Raw genomic sequence first — 16,998 nt, forward strand, 5'->3', positions numbered from 1 at the left:
GCGCGCGGGCGCGCGCCGGGAGCGGCTTCGGACCATGCAGCCGAAGCGCGCGGCGCGGGCGGCCGGTGAGCCGCGGGCGCGCCGCGCGGGGCAGGGGCCGCGTATCGGTTATCAGTTGCCGGCGATCGTGTCGACCGGCTTGAACGCGCCGCGCTCGACCTTGTAGATCGTCACCGGCGCATCCTTCAGGTCGCCCTTCGCGTCGTACGCGATGCTGGGCGCCGACACGCCCTTGATCGACACCTTGCCGAGATACGGCGTGTACACCTTCGGATCGGTCGAGTTCGCGTCCTTCATCGCGCTGAGCAGCGCGATCGTGCCGTCGTACGAATACGGCGAGTACGTGATCACGTCTTCGTTGAAGCGCGCCTTGTAGCGTGCGGCGTAGCCGGAGAAGCCCGGCATCTTTTCCTTCGGCAGCCCGCCCATGTAGACGATCGCGCCTTCGGCCGCGTCGCCGCCGACCTTCAGGAACGTCGGCGAGCGCGACATCTCGCCCGTCACGAACGCTGACTTCATCCCGAGTTGGCGCATCTTGCGGATCATCGGCGACGATTGCGCGTCGCCGCCGCCGTAGAAGACCGCGTCCGGATTCACGCCCTTCAGGTTGGTCAGGATCGCGGAGAAATCGAGCGCCTTGTCGTTCGTGAAGTCGCGCTTGACGATCGTGCCGCCGGCCGCTTCGACGGCCTTCGCGAATTCGTCGGCGATGCCCTGGCCGTAGGCCGTGCGGTCGTCGATGATCGCGATGCGCTTGAAGCGCAGCGTCTTCACCGCGTACGTGCCGACGATGCGGCCCGCCTGCGCGTCGCTCGTCAGCAACCGGTAGGTCGTCTTGTAGCCGCGCGCCGTGTATTGCGGCGACGTCGCCATCGAGATCTGCGGCAGCCCCGCGCGATCGTACAGGTCGGACGCGGGAATGCTGGTGCCCGAGTTGAAGTGGCCGATGATCCCGCGGACGTTGTCGTCGATCAGCCGCTGCGCGACGGTCGTGCCGGTGCGCGGGTCGGCCTGGTCGTCCTGCGCGTCGAGCTGGAACGTGACGGGCTTGCCGCCGATCGTCGGATGCGTCGCGTTGAAATCGGCGATCGCGAGCTGCACGCCCTTCTGCATGTCCGTGCCGTAATTCGACTGCGGGCCGGTGAGCGGTGCGGCGAAACCGATCTTGACGACGTCGGCGGCGACGGCGTGCGCGCCCGACAGTGCGCAGGCGGCGGCCAGCGCGACGTGCGATACCTTCAGCTTCACTTTCACTTCCCCTTGATGGCGTGGTTGGGGCGCCGCGCGCATGCGGGCGGCGCCGGTAAACCGGGCGAGACGGTTCGGTCGGCAGGCCGATGCGCAGGCCATGCGTGCTCGCCGCGTGCCACGCGCGTTGTGCCGGAATCGGCGTACGCGACAGCGGATGCGGTGGCCCGTGCGTGCCGATTGCGGCAGCACCGGGAGGTCGTCTCGTGACCGTGAAGCGAAGTCTAGTTAGCGAAAATGCGTGCGTCTTGCGCGTTCGATGCGCGGCCGGCGACGATATCGGCATATCGTCGATTACCCTGACATATGCCGAAATCGTCATGACGAGTGCGCAAACCCGCCAAGACGCGGGTCGTCGGCATTTTTACGATGACGGGATTCGGGTGCGTGGTGCCGGCGTGTCGATGCGCTGCGCCGGCTACGGAGAGGGCGGAACGGTCGCTAGCCCGCACACCATATGCGCATTAGTTGCGTGCACAACCAGCGGCGCTCACCGATGGAGCCGATCGGCGGCGTGCGATGCCGCCGGCCACAGTCTTGTCCGCCCCGCATTCGATGCGACGCGATCGAAGGGGCGCTCCTATAATCGACGCCATCTGCCACTCGCTTCGCGGTTGCCGGGATGACGACCTTGCTTGCCGTACCGCCCATGAGCCTGTCCGATACGATGTGCTACCAGCCCGACAACGCCGATTTCGGCGCGATGCTCGCGCATTTTCGCCTGCTCGAACCGGTGTTCGATGCGCTGCCGGACGTCGCGTTTTTCGTGAAGGATGCGGGCGGCCGCTATGCGATCGTCAATCGCACGCTGGCGATGCGCTGCGGCTACAAGGACAAGCGCGACCTGCTCGGCAAGACGGCCGACGAGGTGTTTCCGCGCCGCTTCGGCCGCAGCTATTTCGAGCAGGACATGGCGACGATCAACGCCGGCCAGCAGTTGATGGATCAGCTCGAGCTGCACCTGTATCCGGGCCGCCAGCCGGGCTGGTGCCTGACCTGCAAGGAGCCGCTGCGCGACGCCGCGGCCCGGGTGGTCGGCCTCGCCGGCATCTCGCGCGACCTGAAGGCGCACGAGGGATCGCACCCGGCGTACAGCCGGCTCGCCGACGTGGTCCAGCACATCCAGGATCATTACGTGCAGCCGCTGAACCTGAAGCAGCTCGCGCAGATGGCCGGGATGTCGGTCGCGCAGCTCGAACGCTACTTCCACAAGGTGTTCCACCTGACGCCGCGCCAGGTGCTGCTGAAGACGCGGCTCGACGCGGCCACCGCGCTGCTCGTCACGCACGACAAGGTGACCGACGTCGCCGCGCTATGCGGCTATACGGATCACAGCGCGTTCACGCGCCAGTTCAAGGCGACGGTCGGCGTGACGCCGACGGAATACCGGTTGATGCTGCAGGAGCGGGCAGGGTGACGCGACTCGCCGGGGCGGCCGGCGCGTCACAGGGATCGGGGTAAGGCGGGGTAAGGCGGGGAAACGGGAAAGGGTGAAGCGCTGGCTCAGCGGTAGCCGAGCCCTTTCAGGACGGCCGTGCCGTCTTCGGTCAGCCGGAAGCTCGGGCTCGTATCGGGGTCGAGCTTGACCATTTCGACGAGGCCGGCTTCCTGCAGCGCGGGCAATTCGGGTTTGGCGTTCGCGCCGATCGGTGCATGCAGCAGCACGAGCAACGTCGCGATTTCATGATGACTGAGCAGGCGGCGCAGCATCGTCTTCTTTGCAGGGGGCGCGGCCGGGCGGCCCGCGGGTGCTTCTACGGCGCTCATCGCTTTCCTCCTTTTCGAGATAACCATCGGGTACTGGTTGCGGATGGTGCCGTCGAAGACTTAAGCGATTCTTAAAACCGGGGCGGGCGGCGCAATGCTGCACCGCGGTACGGGTTACGGGATGTAACGGCGGGCGGCGCGCGGGTTCCGGCATGGCCGCGGCCGACCGCGCAGGCCGGTACCTGGCTGCCCGATGTGCGACGATGGCGCGCGGCGAGATCGCGCGGTCCAATCGATCGCCGAATCGCGAGTGCGCTCCGGCCCCGAACTTCTCTCGTCCTTATTTCCGCCGCTGCGCCTGCGCCGCAAGCCGCACGGCCGCGTTCGCCGCGCCGTAGCCGTCATACCCGCCGCGCCGCTCGACGATCTCGAGCGAGAAGCGGTTGTCGACCAGTTCCGTATACGCATGCAGGAATTCGCCGCCGTCCTCGTCGCGGTCGTAGAGCAGGTGATGCGCGCTCAGCGTGTCGATCAGTTCGTCCGGTAGCGCATAGCGCGCGGCGAGATCGTCGTAGTAGTTGGCCGGAATGCGCAGGAACGGGACGCCGTCGGCCGCGAACGCGGCGACCGTCTTCACGATGTCGTCCGTGCGGAACGCGACGTGGTTCAGCCCGGTGCCGTGGTAGCGGTCGAGCGATTCGGCGACGGCCGTATGACGGTCGACCGACGCGTTCAGCGCGATCCGCACCGAGCCGTCGGCGCTGCGTACCGCGCGGCTGCGCATCAGCCCGTACGGGTCGGGCACGAGCCAGCTGCGCTCGGCGTCGAAGCCGAACGCCGTCTTGAAGAACAGGATCCACGTGTCGAGCGCGTCGGCCGGCAGCGCGAGGCACACATGGTCGATACCCGTCAGCGGGCCGACTTCGGTGGGGCCGTCGATGTCGGTCAGCACGAAGTCCGATTCATACAGCGTCGGCGCATCCGGCGCTTCGTCGACGAAATATTCGAGGCTGCCGTCCGGCGCCTTCACGCTCGGCAGCACGCGCTCGTTCGGCCCGACCTGGCCCGAGAACGGCGCGTAGCCGAAGCCTGCCGCGCGTTCGAACGCCACTTTCGCGTCGTCGACGCGGAACGCCGACGCGCACAGCGACAGCCCGTGCTGCTGGAAGAACGCATCGGCGAACGAGTCGCGCTCGGCGTTCAGCACGATCGATGCAGCGCCGTGCTGGAACAGCGTCACGTCCTTCGAGCGATGCCGGCCGGCGAGCCGGAAGCGCATCCGGCCGAGCCATTCGCCGACGGTCGCCGCCGCCTGCGCGTCGACCGCGAATTCGATGAACTGGAACCCGACGTGCGCGGGCGGCGCGGGCGGTGCGAACAGCGGCTGGCTGGCGGTCGGCGCGCGGCCCTCCTGGGCGAGCCGCGCACGCGTCAGGTCTTCCAGATAGAGCAGCGAGCGATGGCCGTCGGCGGCCGTGAGCGCGGTCGGCGCCGCGCGGAAGCCATCGTTGAAGATCTCCAGCGATAGCGGCCCCGTATAGCCCGACTCGATCACGCGCGCAGTGAAGCGCGCCAGGTCGAAGTCGCCCTGGCCGGGGAACGAGCGGTAGTGGCGACTCCATTCGATCACGTCCATCACGAGCTTCGGCGCGTCGGCGATCTGCACGAAGGCGATCCGGTCGCCGGGGATGTCGGCGATCCCGTCCGGCGAATCGTCGAGCGACAGCGTGTGGAAGCTGTCGAGCGCGAGGCCGAGGTGCGGGCTGTTCACCGCGTTCACGAGCTTCCACGCGTGGCCGTACCGCTTCACGACGCGGCCCCACGCGAGCGCTTCGTACGCGGCCACCACGCCGGCCTGCCGCGCGGCTTCGGCGAGCACGCCGAGCTGGTCGACGAGCAACCCGTCGTCGGCGATCGTATCGGCCGCCACGCTGCTGCAGACGAGGATGCGATCGGTGCCGAGCGCATGCATCACGTCGAACTTGCGCTTGATCCGGTCGAGATTGCGCGCGAGCTGGGCCGCGCTCACGCCCTCGAAGTCGCGAAACGGCTGGAACAGCACGATGTCGAGGCCGAGATCGGCGGCCATGCGCCGGACGTCGGCCGGCGATCCGTCGAAGTAGACGAGGTCGTTTTCGAAGATTTCGACGCCGTCGAAGCCCGCGGCCTGGACGGCGGCGAGCTTCTCGGCGAGCGTGCCGGACAGTGACACGGTGGCGATCGAGCGCTGCATGGGGCGATTCCTGCGGATGAGCGGGGCATGACGCCGGTCTAACCGACCGTGTCTAACCGACCGTGTCTAACCGACCGTGCCGAACCGACCCTGAATGAACCAGTCGTTGAGTTCGGCGCGGGCGCCATATCCCGAATTTACTGGGCTAGTCATCCGTATTGTACAAACTAACTAGATGGTACAAATTAGCGAAAACCCGGAAAGACAGCCCGCTTGCACGGGCGCACACTAGCGCCAAATTCCGATGTCTTCGGGGCGGCGCCGATCGTGGTCCGCCCCTGTTTCAGGAGCAGAAACACGATGAGCAAGCACAAGGTACTGGTGCTGAACGGCCCGAACCTGAATCTGTTGGGCACGCGCGAGCCCCATATCTACGGCGCGGAAACGCTCGCCGATCTCGAGCAGCGCTGCCGCACGGCGGGGGAAGGGCTCGGGCTGGAAATCGACTTTCGCCAGTCGAATGCCGAGCATCAGCTGATCGACTGGCTGCACGCCGCGCGTCACGACACGCACGGCATCGTGATCAACCCGGCCGCGTATACGCATACGTCGGTGGCGCTGGCCGACGCGCTTTCCGCGATCGCGAAGCCGGTGATCGAAGTGCATATCTCGAACGTCCATCGCCGCGAGGCGTTCCGTCACCATTCGTATGTGTCGGCGCTCGCCGAAGCCGTGATCTGCGGCTGCGGTACCGAAGGCTACGTGTTCGCGCTGCAGCGCCTGGCGACGGTGTTCGCGAAGGGAGCCGCACGATGAGCCGCCCGTCGTTCCTGATCGGCCTGATCGGCCAGGGCATCGGCGGTTCGCTGTCGCCCGCGATGCACGAGGAAGAGGGGTTCCGCCAGGGCTTCGGCTACGTGTACCGGCGCCTCGATCTCGACGTGCTCGGCGTGACCGCCGACGCGCTGCCGCAACTGCTCGATGCCGCGCAGCGGATGGGCTACAACGGGCTGAACATCACGCACCCGTGCAAGCAGCGCGTGATCGAGCACCTCGACGCGCTGTCGGACGACGCGCGTGCGCTCGGCGCGGTGAATACCGTGCTGTTCAAGGACGGCAAGCGGATCGGCCACAACACCGACTGGTCGGGCTTCGCGAAATCGTTTAGCCGTGGGCTGCCCGGCGCGTCGCTCGAACGCGTCGTCCAGCTCGGCGCGGGCGGCGCGGGCGCGGCCGTCGCGCACGCGGCGCTGCAGATGGGCGCGGCCGAACTGACGATTTTCGACGTCGACGGCACGCGCGCCACCGCGCTGGCGGGCGAATTGCAGCAGCGCTTCCCCGCCGCCCGCGTCACGCCGGGCAGCGATCTCGCCGCCGCGATGCGCGCGGCGACCGGCCTGATCCACTGCACGCCGACCGGCATGGCCAAGCATCCGGGCCTGCCGCTGCCGGCCGAGCTGCTGCATGCGGGCATGTGGGTGGCCGACATCGTGTATTTCCCGCTCGAAACCGAACTGATCCACGCCGCGCGCGCGGCCGGCTGCGCGACGCTGCCGGGCGGCGGGATGGCCGTGTACCAGGCCGTCGACGCGTTCGAGCTCTTCACCGGGCGCACGCCCGACGCCGAGCGGATGTTCGATCACTTTCAGTCGCTCGTCGCGCGCTGACCCCCTTACAGACACAGAAAGAGACCAGGAGACGACCATGCAGCAGACTACCCACACGAGCGCCGCGCCGGCGCAGGCGGCCGGCACGGTCCGGCGCACGTCGGCGCGCTACAAGATCCTCGCGCTGCTCGCGATCGGCACGATGATCAATTATCTCGACCGCACCGTGCTGGGCGTGGCTGCGCCGCAGCTCACCAAGGAGCTCGGCATCAACGCGGCCGTGATGGGCATCATGTTCTCCGCGTTTTCGTGGACGTACGTGGCGATGCAGGTGCCCGGCGGCCTGTTCCTCGACCGCTTCGGCAGCAAGGTCACCTATTACTGGTCGATGACGCTGTGGTCGCTGTGCACGTTCCTCCAAGGCTTCGTGCCGGGCGTCGCGACGTTGCTCGCGTGCCGGCTGGGCCTCGGCGTGACGGAAGCGCCATGCTTCCCGACCAACAGCCGCGTCGTCGCGACGTGGTTTCCGCAGAACGAACGCGCGATGGCGACCGGCACCTATACCGTCGGCGAATACATCGGCCTCGCGTTCTTCAGCCCCGTGCTGTTCGCGCTGATGGGCGCGTTCGGCTGGCGCTCGCTGTTCTGGGTCGTGGGCGCGGTCGGCATCGCGTTCGGCCTCGTCTGGTGGAAGTTCTATCACGAGCCGCGCAACCATCCGGGCGCGAACTCGGAGGAACTCGCGTACATCGAAGCGGGCGGCGGCCTCGTGCACGGCGTGCGCAAGACCGACGCCAAGAGCGGCAAGGCCGAGCAGCCGAAGTTCAGTTGGTCGATGGTCGGCCAACTGGTGAAGAAGCGCCAGCTCGCGGGCATCTGCCTCGGCCAGTTCGCCGGCAACTCGACGCTCGTGTTCTTCCTGACCTGGTTCCCGACCTATCTGGCAACCGAGCGCCACATGGGCTGGCTGAAGATCGGCTTCTTCGCGGTGATGCCGTTCATCGCCGCGTCGGTCGGCGTGATGTTCGGCGGGATCTTCTCCGACTGGCTGCTGCGCCGCGGCAAGTCTGCGAACCTCGCACGCAAGCTGCCGATCATCGCGGGCCTGCTGCTCGCGTCGACGATCATTCTCGCGAACTACGTGCAGAGCAACGAAGCGGTGATCGCGATCATGTCGGTCGCATTCTTCGCGCAGGGCATGGCCGCGCTCGGCTGGACGCTCGTGTCGGATATCGCACCGGACGGCCTGCTCGGCGTGACGGGCGGCATCTTCAACTTCGCGGCGAACCTCGCGGGCATCATCACGCCGCTCGTCGTCGGCTTCATCGTCGCATCGACCGGCTCGTTCGTCGGCGCGCTCGTGTTCATCGGCGTGATCGCGCTGGTTGGTGCGCTGTCGTACATCTTCGTCGTCGGCGACATCAAGCGGATCGAGCTGTAAGCACCCGTTCCCCGCACACACGGTGCGTTCGCCCGGCGGCCAATCGGCCGCCGGGCTTTTTTGTTTGCGTGCGCCGGCGGGCGGGCCGGCATGTACGCCACTTCATGCGTGCTGCATTGCGATGGCGAGCGATTCGACCGCAGCGGCGATCGCCGCGACCGCACGCCGGATATCGCCCGCATCGATCGCGCCGATGCAGCCGACGCGGAACGTCTCGAGCCGCGTGAGCTTGCCCGGATACAGGATGAAGCCCGCATCCCTCACCGCGTCGTAGAAGCGGCGGAAATCGTAGGCCGGATGGTCGGGCGCGTGAAACGTGACGATCACCGGCGCCTGCACGCTCGCGTCGAGGAACGGCACGAAGCCGAGCGCGCGCATCGATTCGACGAGCGTCCGGCAGTTCTCCGCATAGCGCGCACCGCGCGCCGGCTGGCCGCCTTCGGCGAGGTACTGGTCGAGCGCGGCACGTAGCGCGGCAATCACGTGCGTCGGCGGCGTGAAGCGCCATTGCCCCGTCTTGCGCAGATACGCGTACTGATCGTGGAGATCGAGCGCGAGCGACCGCGCGTTGCCTTCGCTCGCGTCGAGCGCGTCGCGCCGCACGATCGCGAATCCCATCCCCGGCACGCCTTCCAGGCATTTGCCGCTGGCCGAGATCAGCGCGTCGATGTCGCTGCCCGCCAGCGCGATCGGCAGCGCGCCGAACGAACTCATCGCATCGACGATCAGCCGCTTGCCGTGCTGCCGGCATGCGGCCGCGATCGCATCGAGCGGATTCAGGATCCCGGCGCTCGTTTCCAGGTGCACGAGCGCGACGTGCGTGATGCGCGGCTCGCGCGCGAACGCGGCCTCGACGGCCGCCGTGTCGACGGCCGCGTCCTCGCCGAACGGCAACGCGATCGCTTCGATGCCGAGCCGGCCGAGGATCTTCAGGATGCGCGCGCAATACGCGCCGTTGTCGGGCACCAGCACGACGCCGTCGCGCGGCACCAGCGTGCCGAGCGCGGCTTCGACCGAGAACGTGCCGCTGCCCTGCATCGGCACGCACACGTACGCGTCGCCGCCCTGCGCGATGGCGACGAGATCCGCGCAGACGCTGGCCGTCAGTTGATTGAAAGCGGCGTCCCACGACCCCCAGTCATGTTGCATTGCGTGGCGTGTTGTGGCGGACGTGGTGAGCGGGCCGGGCGTGAGCAGAATCGGGTCGGGCATGGCTTTTGTCTCCAGCAAAGGGCGAACGGAACGCCGGGCGGCATTTCTCGATGACTTGCATGATAGTGGCAAAATGTGTCATTTTTTGGAAATTATGGCATTCGTCACGGCTTTGTCATCGAACGCTGTGATCCTTCGGTTGCCGCGCGACACCCAGCCCGAGCGCGGTAGCGCGGCGGCCGTTCAGCGGCCTGCCCGAAGACAACAGGAGAGCCGGATCGTGCCCCGGCCGTTTGGTGTTCCGCCTACGGAGAAGTGAGATGACACTGCAGAAACCCTCGCGCGCCGCCGCCGGCGCATTCCGCAAGCTCGCGCTGGCCGCCTGCGCCGCCGGTCTGCTGCAAGGCGCCGCGATGCCGGCGCAGGCGGCGAATGCGGTCGTGCTGTACACGGCGGACGGCCTCGAGAACCTCTATCGCGATGTGCTGCCGGCTTTCGAGAAGAAGGAAGGCGTGAAGGTCAACATCGTGACGGCGGGCAGCGGCGAGGTGGTGAACCGCGCGAACATCGAGAAGAATTCCCCGAAGGCCGACGTGATCGTCACGCTGCCGCCGTTCATCCAGCAAGCCGGCCAGATGGGCCTGCTGCAGCCGTACCAGAGCGTGAACTACAAGAACGTGCCGGCCATCGCGAAGGCCGAGGACGGCACGTGGGCGACCTTCGTCAACAACTACTTCTCGTTCGCGATCAATCCGGACGTCGTGAAGAACCAGCCGAAGACGTTCGCCGACCTGCTCGCGCCGGCCTACGCCGGCAAGGTCGCGTACTCGAACCCGGCCACGGCCGGCGACGGGATGGCCGTGCTGATCCTGACGACGTCGCTGATGGGCGAGGACAAGGCATTCGACTACCTCGCGAAGCTGTCGCAGAGCGTGAAGTTCCACACGAAGGGCACGGGCTACCTGAACGTGCTGCTGTCGCGCAACGAGATCAGCGTCGCGAACGGCGATCTGCAGATGGATCTCGACGACGCCGAACACGGCGCGCTGTCCGTCAAGCCGATCTTCCTGGCCGCGAAGGACGGCGACCGGCCGACCACGTTCCAGCTGCCGTACGGCATCGGCCTGATCAAGAGCGGCCCGAACCAGGACGCCGGCAGGAAGCTGATCGACTACCTGATGTCGACGGACGTGCAGTCGAAGGTACCGGACATGTACGGCATCCCGGGCCGCACCGACGTGCCGCTGGCCGGCAAGAACGGCGAAGCGGTCAAGAAGGCGATCGCGGGCGTGAATCTGATCCCGGTCGACTGGACTCACGTGATGGCGAAGAAGCCGGAATGGATCGAGCGCTGGAAGAAGGACGTGATCGGCAGCTCGGGCAAGCAGCTCGACGTCGTCAAGCCGAAGTGACCGGCGCACGCCGCCTGTATCAGCGAGCAAGAGGATGAACCCGGTGGATACCGCCCTGACCCATCCCGGCGCATTCGGCGCCGCCGAACCGCACGCGACGCTGCGGTCCGGCGTGCCGGGCGGCGTGCAGGTCCAACACCTGAGCGTGCGCTACGGCGCACGCACGGTGCTCGAAGATCTGTCGCTGTCGATCGGCGCCGGCGAATTTCTGACCGTGCTCGGCAAGAGCGGCTGCGGCAAGACCACGCTGCTGCGCTTCATCGCCGGATTCGTGAAGGCCGACGGCCTGACCGGCACGCTGACCGTGGCCGGCCGCGACCTGACCTATGCGCCGCCGCACAAGCGCAACCTCGGTCTGCTGTTCCAGAATTACGCGTTGTTCCCGCACCTGTCGGTGTTCGAGAACGTCGCATTCGGGCTGCGCGCACGCGGGATGGCGTCGTCGGAAGTGACGCGCCGCGTCGCCGATGCGCTGAAGCTCGTGCAACTCGGCGATGCGGGCCACCATCTGCCCGCGCAGTTGTCCGGCGGGATGCAGCAGCGCGTCGCGCTGGCGCGCGCGCTCGTGATCGAGCCCGACGTGCTGCTGCTCGACGAGCCGCTGTCGGCGCTCGACGCGAACCTGCGCGCGTCGGTGCGCAGCGAACTGAAGGCGCTGCACGAGCGCCTGCCGAACCTGACCGTCGTCTGCGTGACGCACGACCGCGACGACGCGCTCGTGCTGTCCGACCGCGCGCTGCTGATGCGCGACGGCCGCATCGCGCAGCTCGGCACGCCGCAGCAGCTGTACGACGCACCGCGCGACGGCTACGTCGCGCGCTATCTCGGCCCGGCGAACCTGCTGCCGCCGCACGTGATCTTCCCGCTCGGCGATCCGCGTCACGAGATACGCGGCAAGGTCGCGTGCGTGCGCCCCGAGCGCCTGACCGTGATGCCGCCCGCGGCCGGCGGCCTGCACGGCACGGTGTCGTCGGTCGAATGGCAGGGCGCGGACTTGTCGATCGCGGTCGTGATCGACGCGGCGCCCGACGAGCCCGTGCGCGTGACGATGCAACGCGGCCGCGGCGCGGCGCCCGAGCGCGGTGCGCGCGTGTCCCTGCATTGCGAGGCAGACGATGTCGTCCTTATCGAGCCCTGAAGCCGGCCTGCCGCCGCACGTGCTCGCGTCGGCTGCGGCACACGCCGCCGCCGCGCGGCGCCGCAGGCGAATGGGCGACCTGCACCTGGCCGCGCTCGCGATCGTCGTGCTCGGCCCGCTCGTCGTCTATCCGCTGGTGCGGCTCGTGCTGCTGAGCGTGTCGGGCGATCACGGGCACGGGCTGAGTTTCGCCGCGTACCGGACCTTCTTCGGCAATCCCGACACGCGCAACGTGCTGCTGACGACGCTCGGCGTGCTGTTCGCGAGCGCCGGCACCGCGTCGGTGCTCGGCGTGCTGCTGGCCGCACTGCTGTTCTTCAGGCCGTTCCCGGGCGCGTCGCTCGTCACGCGCTTCCTGGAACTGTACGTCGCGTTTCCGTCGTTCCTCGTCGCGTTCACGCTGATCTTCCTGTACGGCTCGCAAGGCTCGATCAGCATCGCGCTGCAGCACCTGTTCCATCTCGAGAATCCGCCGCTCGACTTCCTGTTCGGCATCGGCGGCGTGATCCTCGCGCAGACCGTGTTCTACACGCCGTTCGTCGTGCGGCCGACGCTCGCGTCGTTCGCGACGCTCGACCTGCGGCTGATCGAAGCCGCGCGCAGCCTCGGCGCGCCCGGCTGGATGCTCGCTCGCCGCGTCGTGCTGCCGATCGCATGGCCGGGCATCGCCGCCGGCACCGTGCTGTGCTTCCTGCTGACGCTGAACGAGTTTGGCATCCTGCTCGTGCTCGGCAGTGCGCGGCTCGTCACGCTGCCGGTCGCGATTTACAGCAGCGCGACCGTCGATCTCGACCTGCCGACCGCGTCGGCCGGCGCGGTCGTGATGTTGTCGCTGTCGCTGGCGCTGTATGCGGTTTATCGCCGGGTGAACCGGCGCGCGACGGGAGGGAACGATGTCCGCTGAATTCCGTATCGGGCACGCCGTGCCGCGTCACCCGATCGGCTGGACCGACACGCTGCTCAAGCATGCGTCGCGCACCGCGCTCGCGCTGGCCGCGTTCGCGTGCTTCTGGCTGTTCGTGCTGCCGGTGATCGTCGTCGCGCTGTCGAGCGTGTCGACGCAGTGGTCGGGCACGATTTTGCCGGCCGGCTACAGCCTGCGCTGGTTCGAGCGGCTCGGGTCGCCGGAATACGACGCGCTGCTGACGAGCCTCGAAATCGGCTTCGGCGTGTCGGTTCTCGGCACGATCCTCGGGCTGTGGCTGGCGCTCGCGCTCGAAGGGCGCGACCGGCGCGGCCTCGGCGCGCTCGTCGACGCGCTCGTGATGGTGCCGAACGGCGTGCCGAGCGTCGTGCTCGGCCTCGCGGTGCTGATCGCGTATCACCAGAAGCCGCTCGACCTGTCGAGCTCCGCGGCGATCGTCGTGCTGGTGCAGCTCGCGCTGATATTGCCGTTCTGCTATCGCTGCGCGGCCGCCGCGCTGCGCCCCGAATTGACCGTGCTGCGCGAAGCCGCCGCGAGCCTCGGTGCGCCGCCCGCGATGGTGCTGCGCCGCGTGCTGCTGCCGCAGCTCGTGCCGGCGCTGCGCGCGAGCCTCGCGCTCGGCTTCGCGCTGTCGCTCGGCGAACTCGGCGCGACGCTGACGGTGTATCCGCCCGGCTTCGCGACCGTGCCGATCGTCGTGATCGGGCAAGTGGAGCGCGGCTATTACCTGCCGGCATCGGCGCTGTCGCTGCTGATGCTCGGCGCGTCGCTCGCGGCGCTGCTGCTGATCGCCGCGCGCGTGCCGCGCGGCAAGCGGGCGGCATCATGAACGCCGCGTTCGCGTTGCGGCGCCCCGGCGAGCCAGCAGCCGCTGGCAACGGGTCGACGAATCTCGCGGGACGCTCGATCGACGTCAACGGCCGACGCTACCGGTTGCCGGTCGAGCCGACCGTCGTCGCCTGTGTCGATGGCTGCGAGTACGACTATCTCGAACGCGCGGTGGAAGCGGGCGTCGCGCCGTTCATCGGCCGGATGATCGAGCAAGGCACCGCGTGGCGTGCCGATTGCGTCGTGCCGACCTTCACCAACCCGAACAACCTGTCGATCGTTTGCGGCGTGCCGCCGTCGGTCCACGGGATCTGCGGCAACTATTTCTGGGATCCTGCTGCTGACGGCGGGCGCGGCGCCGAAGTCATGATGAACGACCCGGCCTACCTGCGCGCCGGCACGCTGCTCGCGGCGGCGTCCGATGCCGGTGCGCGGGTGGCCGTCGTCACCGCGAAGGACAAGCTGCGCCGGCTGCTCGGCTGGCGGCTGAACGGCATCTGCTTTTCGGCCGAGAAGGCCGCGCAGGCCAATCTCGCGGAAAACGGGATCGTCGACGTGCTCGACTGGGTCGGCCTGCCGTCGCCGGACGTATACAGCGCGGCGTTGTCGGAATTCGTGTTCGCGGCCGGCGTACGGCTCGCGCAGACGCGGCAGGTCGACCTGATGTACCTGTCGACCACCGACTACGTGCAGCACAAATGCGAGCCGGGCAGTGCCGGCGCGAACGCGTTCTACGCGATGATGGACGGCTACCTCGCGCTGCTCGACGCGCTCGGCTGGGCGATCGGCCTCACGGCGGACCACGGGATGAACGCGAAGCACGATCCGGCGACGGGCCGGCCGAACGTGATCTATCTGCAGGATGCGTTCGATGGCTGGTACGGCGCGCAGGCTGCGCGCGTGATCCTGCCGATTACCGATCCGTACGTCGTGCATCACGGTGCGCTCGGTTCGTTCGCGACGATCTACCTGGCGCCGGGCGTCGACCGGGCCGACGCGATGTGGCGCGTCGGCGGCCTCGACGGCGTCGAGCTCGTGCTCGACAACGCGGAAGCCGCCGCACGTTTCGAACTGCCGCCCGACCGGATCGGCGATCTCGTCGTGATCGGCCGCCGCGACATGACGCTCGGCACCCGCGAGCGCGAACACGACCTGTCGGGCCTCACGGTGCCGTTGCGTTCGCATGGCGGCGTGTCCGAGCAGGAAGTGCCGCTGCTGTTCAATCGCCGTATCGAGCGGGACGATCCCGCCCGTCGCCCGCGCAACTTCGACGTGTTCGATTTCGTGCTGAACCGGATCGCGACATGATGGCGCATCCGCGGCAGGATCATCCGTCGTTTCGTGCCGAAGCGTTGCGCTGGTGCGGCACGCGCGCGATGCGCGAGCGCACGCTCGACGTCACGGATCCGTACACGGGCACACGCGTCGGCACCGCGCCGCTCGCCAGCGTCGACGACGTGCGCGCGGCGTTCGATTACGCGATGGCCTACCAGCCGACGCTCACGCGCTACGCGCGTTCGCAGATTCTCGAACGGGCGGCTGCGTTGCTGCGCGAGCGCACCGAGGAAGCCTCCGACCTGATCACGCTCGAGTCGGGGTTGTCGAAACAGGATTCGCGCTACGAGATCGGCCGGGTGGCCGACGTGCTGAAGTTCGCGGCGGCCGAGGCGTTGCGCGACGACGCGCAGAGTTTCTCGTGCGACCTGACGCCCCACGGCAAGACACGGCGCGTGTTCTCGCAGCGCCAGCCGCTCGGCGGCGTGATCGTCGCGATCACGCCGTTCAATCATCCGATGAACCAGGTCGCGCACAAGATCGCGCCGGCGATCGCGACCAACAACCGCGTGATCGTGAAGCCGTCGGAGAAGGTGCCGCTGTCGGCGTTCTATCTGGCCGACCTGCTCTACGAGGCCGGTCTGCCCGAGCCGATGCTGCAGGTGCTGACCGGCGCGCCGGCCGAGATCGCGGACGAACTCGTCACGCATCCGCATGCGTCGCTGATCACGTTCACGGGCGGCGTCGCGATCGGCAAGGCGATTGCCGCGCGGGCCGGTTACCGGCGCATTGTGCTGGAGCTGGGCGGCAACGATCCGCTGATCGTCCTCGCCGATGCCGATCTCGACCGCGCGGCATCGCTGGCGGTGCTCGGCTCGTACCGGAATTCGGGCCAGCGCTGCACGGCCGTCAAGCGGATGCTGGTGCAGCGCTCGATCGCGCCCGCATTCACCGAATTGCTCGTCGAGAAGACGCGCGCATGGAGATACGGCGATCCGTTCGATTCCGCGAACGAAATGGGCACGGTGATCGACGAGGCGGCGGCGCGACTGTTCGAGACGCGCGTGAACGAGGCGGTTGCGCGGGGCGCGCGTCTGCTGACCGGCAATGTGCGGCGCGGCGCGCTGTATGCGCCGACCGTAATCGACAACGTCGATCCGTCGATGACGATCGTGCGCGAGGAGACCTTCGGGCCGGTGTCGCCCGTCATCGCGTTCGACACGATCGACGATGCGATCCGGATCAGCAACGGCACGGCATTCGGGTTGTCGTCGGGCGTCTGTACGGACAGCACGGCGGCGGTCGTGCGGTTCGTGAACGAACTGAACGTTGGCACGGTGAACGTGTGGGAAGTGCCCGGTTACCGGATCGAGCTGTCGCCGTTCGGCGGAGTCAAGGATTCGGGGCTCGGTTACAAGGAAGGTGTCCAGGAGGCGATGAAGAGCTTCACGAACCTGAAGACGTTTTCGCTGCCTTGGGAGTAAACGGATGGCGTTGACGGTGGAAGAGATTCACGGGTTGTATCGCGAGCATGGCCATGTGGCCTATAGCGGCGAACCGGTCACGCAGCTCGAACATGCACTGCAGAGTGGATTGCTGGCGGAGCAATCCGGGGCGGACGAAGCGCTGGTCGCGGCTGCGTTCCTGCACGACCTCGGCCATCTGCTGAATCGTCAGGGCGACACGCCGAGCGTGCGCGGGATCGACGATCTGCATCAGTATTACGTGCTGCCGTTCCTGCGGCCGCTGTTTGCCGACGCGGTGCTGGAGCCGATCCGGCTGCACGTCGACGCGAAGCGCTGCCTGTGCCGCACGGACGCCGGCTACTTCGAGAGCCTGTCGCCGGACTCGGTGCGCAGTCTGGCGTTGCAGGGCGGCATTTTCAGTGAAGAGGAGACGGCAGCGTTCCTGCAGCGCCCGTTCGCGGAGGACGCGCTGCGCCTGCGCCGCTGGGACGACATGGCGAAGGAGGAAGGCAAGGTGACACCGGATCTCGCTCACTATATGGAGATCGTCGCGCGCCAAGTGCGCGCGGCCCCCTGACGACGGTTCGGCCGCTTCTATATAAGGCGCCGCACGCGGCAGCGTGCGG

The 16,998-nt window shown here is 67.9% G+C and carries 15 protein-coding genes; 11 read left to right on the forward strand and 4 right to left on the reverse strand.

Annotated features, from left to right (window positions below):
- Window positions 1-111: 111 nt before the first annotated feature.
- A complete protein-coding gene (locus J8I35_RS09750; protein ID WP_050017345.1) occupies window positions 112-1,248 on the reverse strand; it encodes a branched-chain amino acid ABC transporter substrate-binding protein in 1,137 nt (378 codons plus the stop codon).
- Between the two features lie 622 nt (window positions 1,249-1,870).
- On the opposite strand from J8I35_RS09750, the gene J8I35_RS09755 reads away from it, so the two are divergent.
- Window positions 1,871-2,665, forward strand: a complete 795-nt coding sequence (locus J8I35_RS09755) for an AraC family transcriptional regulator (protein WP_209925152.1) — start codon at window positions 1,871-1,873, stop codon at window positions 2,663-2,665.
- Window positions 2,666-2,751: 86 nt separating this feature from the next.
- On the opposite strand, the gene J8I35_RS09760 is transcribed toward J8I35_RS09755, so the two are convergent.
- The gene (locus J8I35_RS09760) at window positions 2,752-3,015 is read right to left on the reverse strand and encodes a hypothetical protein (RefSeq protein WP_050017302.1); all 264 of its coding nucleotides are present in this window, start codon (window positions 3,013-3,015) and stop codon (window positions 2,752-2,754) included.
- A 280-nt stretch (window positions 3,016-3,295) separates the two neighbouring features.
- Window positions 3,296-5,188 carry a sugar phosphate isomerase/epimerase and 4-hydroxyphenylpyruvate domain-containing protein gene (locus J8I35_RS09765; RefSeq protein WP_209925153.1) on the reverse strand — a complete coding sequence of 631 codons (1,893 nt, stop codon included), beginning with the start codon at window positions 5,186-5,188 and terminating at the stop codon, window positions 3,296-3,298.
- A gap of 300 nt (window positions 5,189-5,488) precedes the next feature.
- On the opposite strand from J8I35_RS09765, the gene aroQ reads away from it, so the two are divergent.
- The 3 genes from aroQ to J8I35_RS09780 are packed head-to-tail and all read left to right on the forward strand — an operon-like array spanning window position 5,489 to window position 8,176.
- A complete protein-coding gene (aroQ, locus tag J8I35_RS09770) occupies window positions 5,489-5,944 on the forward strand; it encodes a type II 3-dehydroquinate dehydratase (RefSeq protein WP_050017300.1) in 456 nt (151 codons plus the stop codon).
- Window positions 5,941-6,795: a shikimate dehydrogenase gene (locus J8I35_RS09775; protein WP_050017299.1), complete on the forward strand. Its 855-nt coding sequence runs from the start codon at window positions 5,941-5,943 to the stop codon at window positions 6,793-6,795. The genes aroQ and J8I35_RS09775 overlap by 4 nt, the downstream gene beginning before the upstream one ends.
- Window positions 6,796-6,832: 37 nt before the next feature.
- Entirely contained in the window at window positions 6,833-8,176 is a 1,344-nt protein-coding gene (locus tag J8I35_RS09780) for an MFS transporter (protein ID WP_209925155.1), read from the forward strand.
- 102 nt (window positions 8,177-8,278) lie between these two features.
- Here the strand turns inward: J8I35_RS09780 and J8I35_RS09785 are convergent, their stop codons facing one another.
- Complete coding sequence (locus J8I35_RS09785) at window positions 8,279-9,388, reverse strand: 2-aminoethylphosphonate--pyruvate transaminase (RefSeq protein ID WP_209925157.1); 1,110 nt, start codon at window positions 9,386-9,388, stop codon at window positions 8,279-8,281.
- A gap of 260 nt (window positions 9,389-9,648) precedes the next feature.
- On the opposite strand from J8I35_RS09785, the gene phnS reads away from it, so the two are divergent.
- From phnS to J8I35_RS09820, 7 genes are read left to right on the forward strand one after another with little or no spacing between them, the layout of a single operon-like run.
- Window positions 9,649-10,740, forward strand: a complete 1,092-nt coding sequence (gene phnS / locus J8I35_RS09790) for a 2-aminoethylphosphonate ABC transporter substrate-binding protein (RefSeq protein ID WP_050017296.1) — start codon at window positions 9,649-9,651, stop codon at window positions 10,738-10,740.
- A gap of 34 nt (window positions 10,741-10,774) precedes the next feature.
- Entirely contained in the window at window positions 10,775-11,878 is a 1,104-nt protein-coding gene (phnT, locus tag J8I35_RS09795) for a 2-aminoethylphosphonate ABC transport system ATP-binding subunit PhnT (RefSeq protein ID WP_209925159.1), read from the forward strand.
- Window positions 11,856-12,782: a 2-aminoethylphosphonate ABC transporter permease subunit gene (phnU, locus tag J8I35_RS09800; protein WP_209925161.1), complete on the forward strand. Its 927-nt coding sequence runs from the start codon at window positions 11,856-11,858 to the stop codon at window positions 12,780-12,782. The genes phnT and phnU overlap by 23 nt, the downstream gene beginning before the upstream one ends.
- Entirely contained in the window at window positions 12,772-13,632 is an 861-nt protein-coding gene (phnV, locus tag J8I35_RS09805; RefSeq protein WP_209925163.1) for a 2-aminoethylphosphonate ABC transport system, membrane component PhnV, read from the forward strand. The genes phnU and phnV overlap by 11 nt, the downstream gene beginning before the upstream one ends.
- Window positions 13,629-14,939, forward strand: a complete 1,311-nt coding sequence (gene phnA, locus J8I35_RS09810; RefSeq protein ID WP_209925165.1) for a phosphonoacetate hydrolase — start codon at window positions 13,629-13,631, stop codon at window positions 14,937-14,939. Before phnV ends, phnA begins: the two co-directional genes overlap by 4 nt.
- Window positions 14,936-16,390: a phosphonoacetaldehyde dehydrogenase gene (gene phnY / locus J8I35_RS09815; RefSeq protein WP_089489798.1), complete on the forward strand. Its 1,455-nt coding sequence runs from the start codon at window positions 14,936-14,938 to the stop codon at window positions 16,388-16,390. Before phnA ends, phnY begins: the two co-directional genes overlap by 4 nt.
- A 4-nt stretch (window positions 16,391-16,394) precedes the next feature.
- Window positions 16,395-16,949: a phosphonate degradation HD-domain oxygenase gene (locus J8I35_RS09820; protein ID WP_089489797.1), complete on the forward strand. Its 555-nt coding sequence runs from the start codon at window positions 16,395-16,397 to the stop codon at window positions 16,947-16,949.
- The last annotated feature ends 49 nt before the right edge of the window (window positions 16,950-16,998 follow it).

Origin of the sequence: Burkholderia sp. CpTa8-5 (genome assembly GCF_017815045.1) — a bacterium.
In the GTDB taxonomy this organism is placed as follows: Bacteria; Pseudomonadota; Gammaproteobacteria; order Burkholderiales; family Burkholderiaceae; genus Burkholderia; species Burkholderia sola.

What these genes read in the sequence shown, in the direction of transcription:
- J8I35_RS09755 (WP_209925152.1), top strand. Translation starts at nt 1,871, where the DNA reads ATGACGACCTTGCTTGCCGTACCGCCCATGAGCCTGTCCGATACGATG.
- J8I35_RS09760 (WP_050017302.1), bottom strand. Translation starts at nt 3,015, where the DNA reads ATGAGCGCCGTAGAAGCACCCGCGGGCCGCCCGGCCGCGCCCCCTGCA.
- J8I35_RS09765 (WP_209925153.1), bottom strand. Translation starts at nt 5,188, where the DNA reads ATGCAGCGCTCGATCGCCACCGTGTCACTGTCCGGCACGCTCGCCGAG.
- aroQ (WP_050017300.1), top strand. Translation starts at nt 5,489, where the DNA reads ATGAGCAAGCACAAGGTACTGGTGCTGAACGGCCCGAACCTGAATCTG.
- J8I35_RS09775 (WP_050017299.1), top strand. Translation starts at nt 5,941, where the DNA reads ATGAGCCGCCCGTCGTTCCTGATCGGCCTGATCGGCCAGGGCATCGGC.
- J8I35_RS09780 (WP_209925155.1), top strand. Translation starts at nt 6,833, where the DNA reads ATGCAGCAGACTACCCACACGAGCGCCGCGCCGGCGCAGGCGGCCGGC.
- J8I35_RS09785 (WP_209925157.1), bottom strand. Translation starts at nt 9,388, where the DNA reads ATGCCCGACCCGATTCTGCTCACGCCCGGCCCGCTCACCACGTCCGCC.
- phnS (WP_050017296.1), top strand. Translation starts at nt 9,649, where the DNA reads ATGACACTGCAGAAACCCTCGCGCGCCGCCGCCGGCGCATTCCGCAAG.
- phnT (WP_209925159.1), top strand. Translation starts at nt 10,775, where the DNA reads ATGAACCCGGTGGATACCGCCCTGACCCATCCCGGCGCATTCGGCGCC.
- phnU (WP_209925161.1), top strand. Translation starts at nt 11,856, where the DNA reads ATGTCGTCCTTATCGAGCCCTGAAGCCGGCCTGCCGCCGCACGTGCTC.
- phnV (WP_209925163.1), top strand. Translation starts at nt 12,772, where the DNA reads ATGTCCGCTGAATTCCGTATCGGGCACGCCGTGCCGCGTCACCCGATC.
- phnA (WP_209925165.1), top strand. Translation starts at nt 13,629, where the DNA reads ATGAACGCCGCGTTCGCGTTGCGGCGCCCCGGCGAGCCAGCAGCCGCT.
- phnY (WP_089489798.1), top strand. Translation starts at nt 14,936, where the DNA reads ATGATGGCGCATCCGCGGCAGGATCATCCGTCGTTTCGTGCCGAAGCG.
- J8I35_RS09820 (WP_089489797.1), top strand. Translation starts at nt 16,395, where the DNA reads ATGGCGTTGACGGTGGAAGAGATTCACGGGTTGTATCGCGAGCATGGC.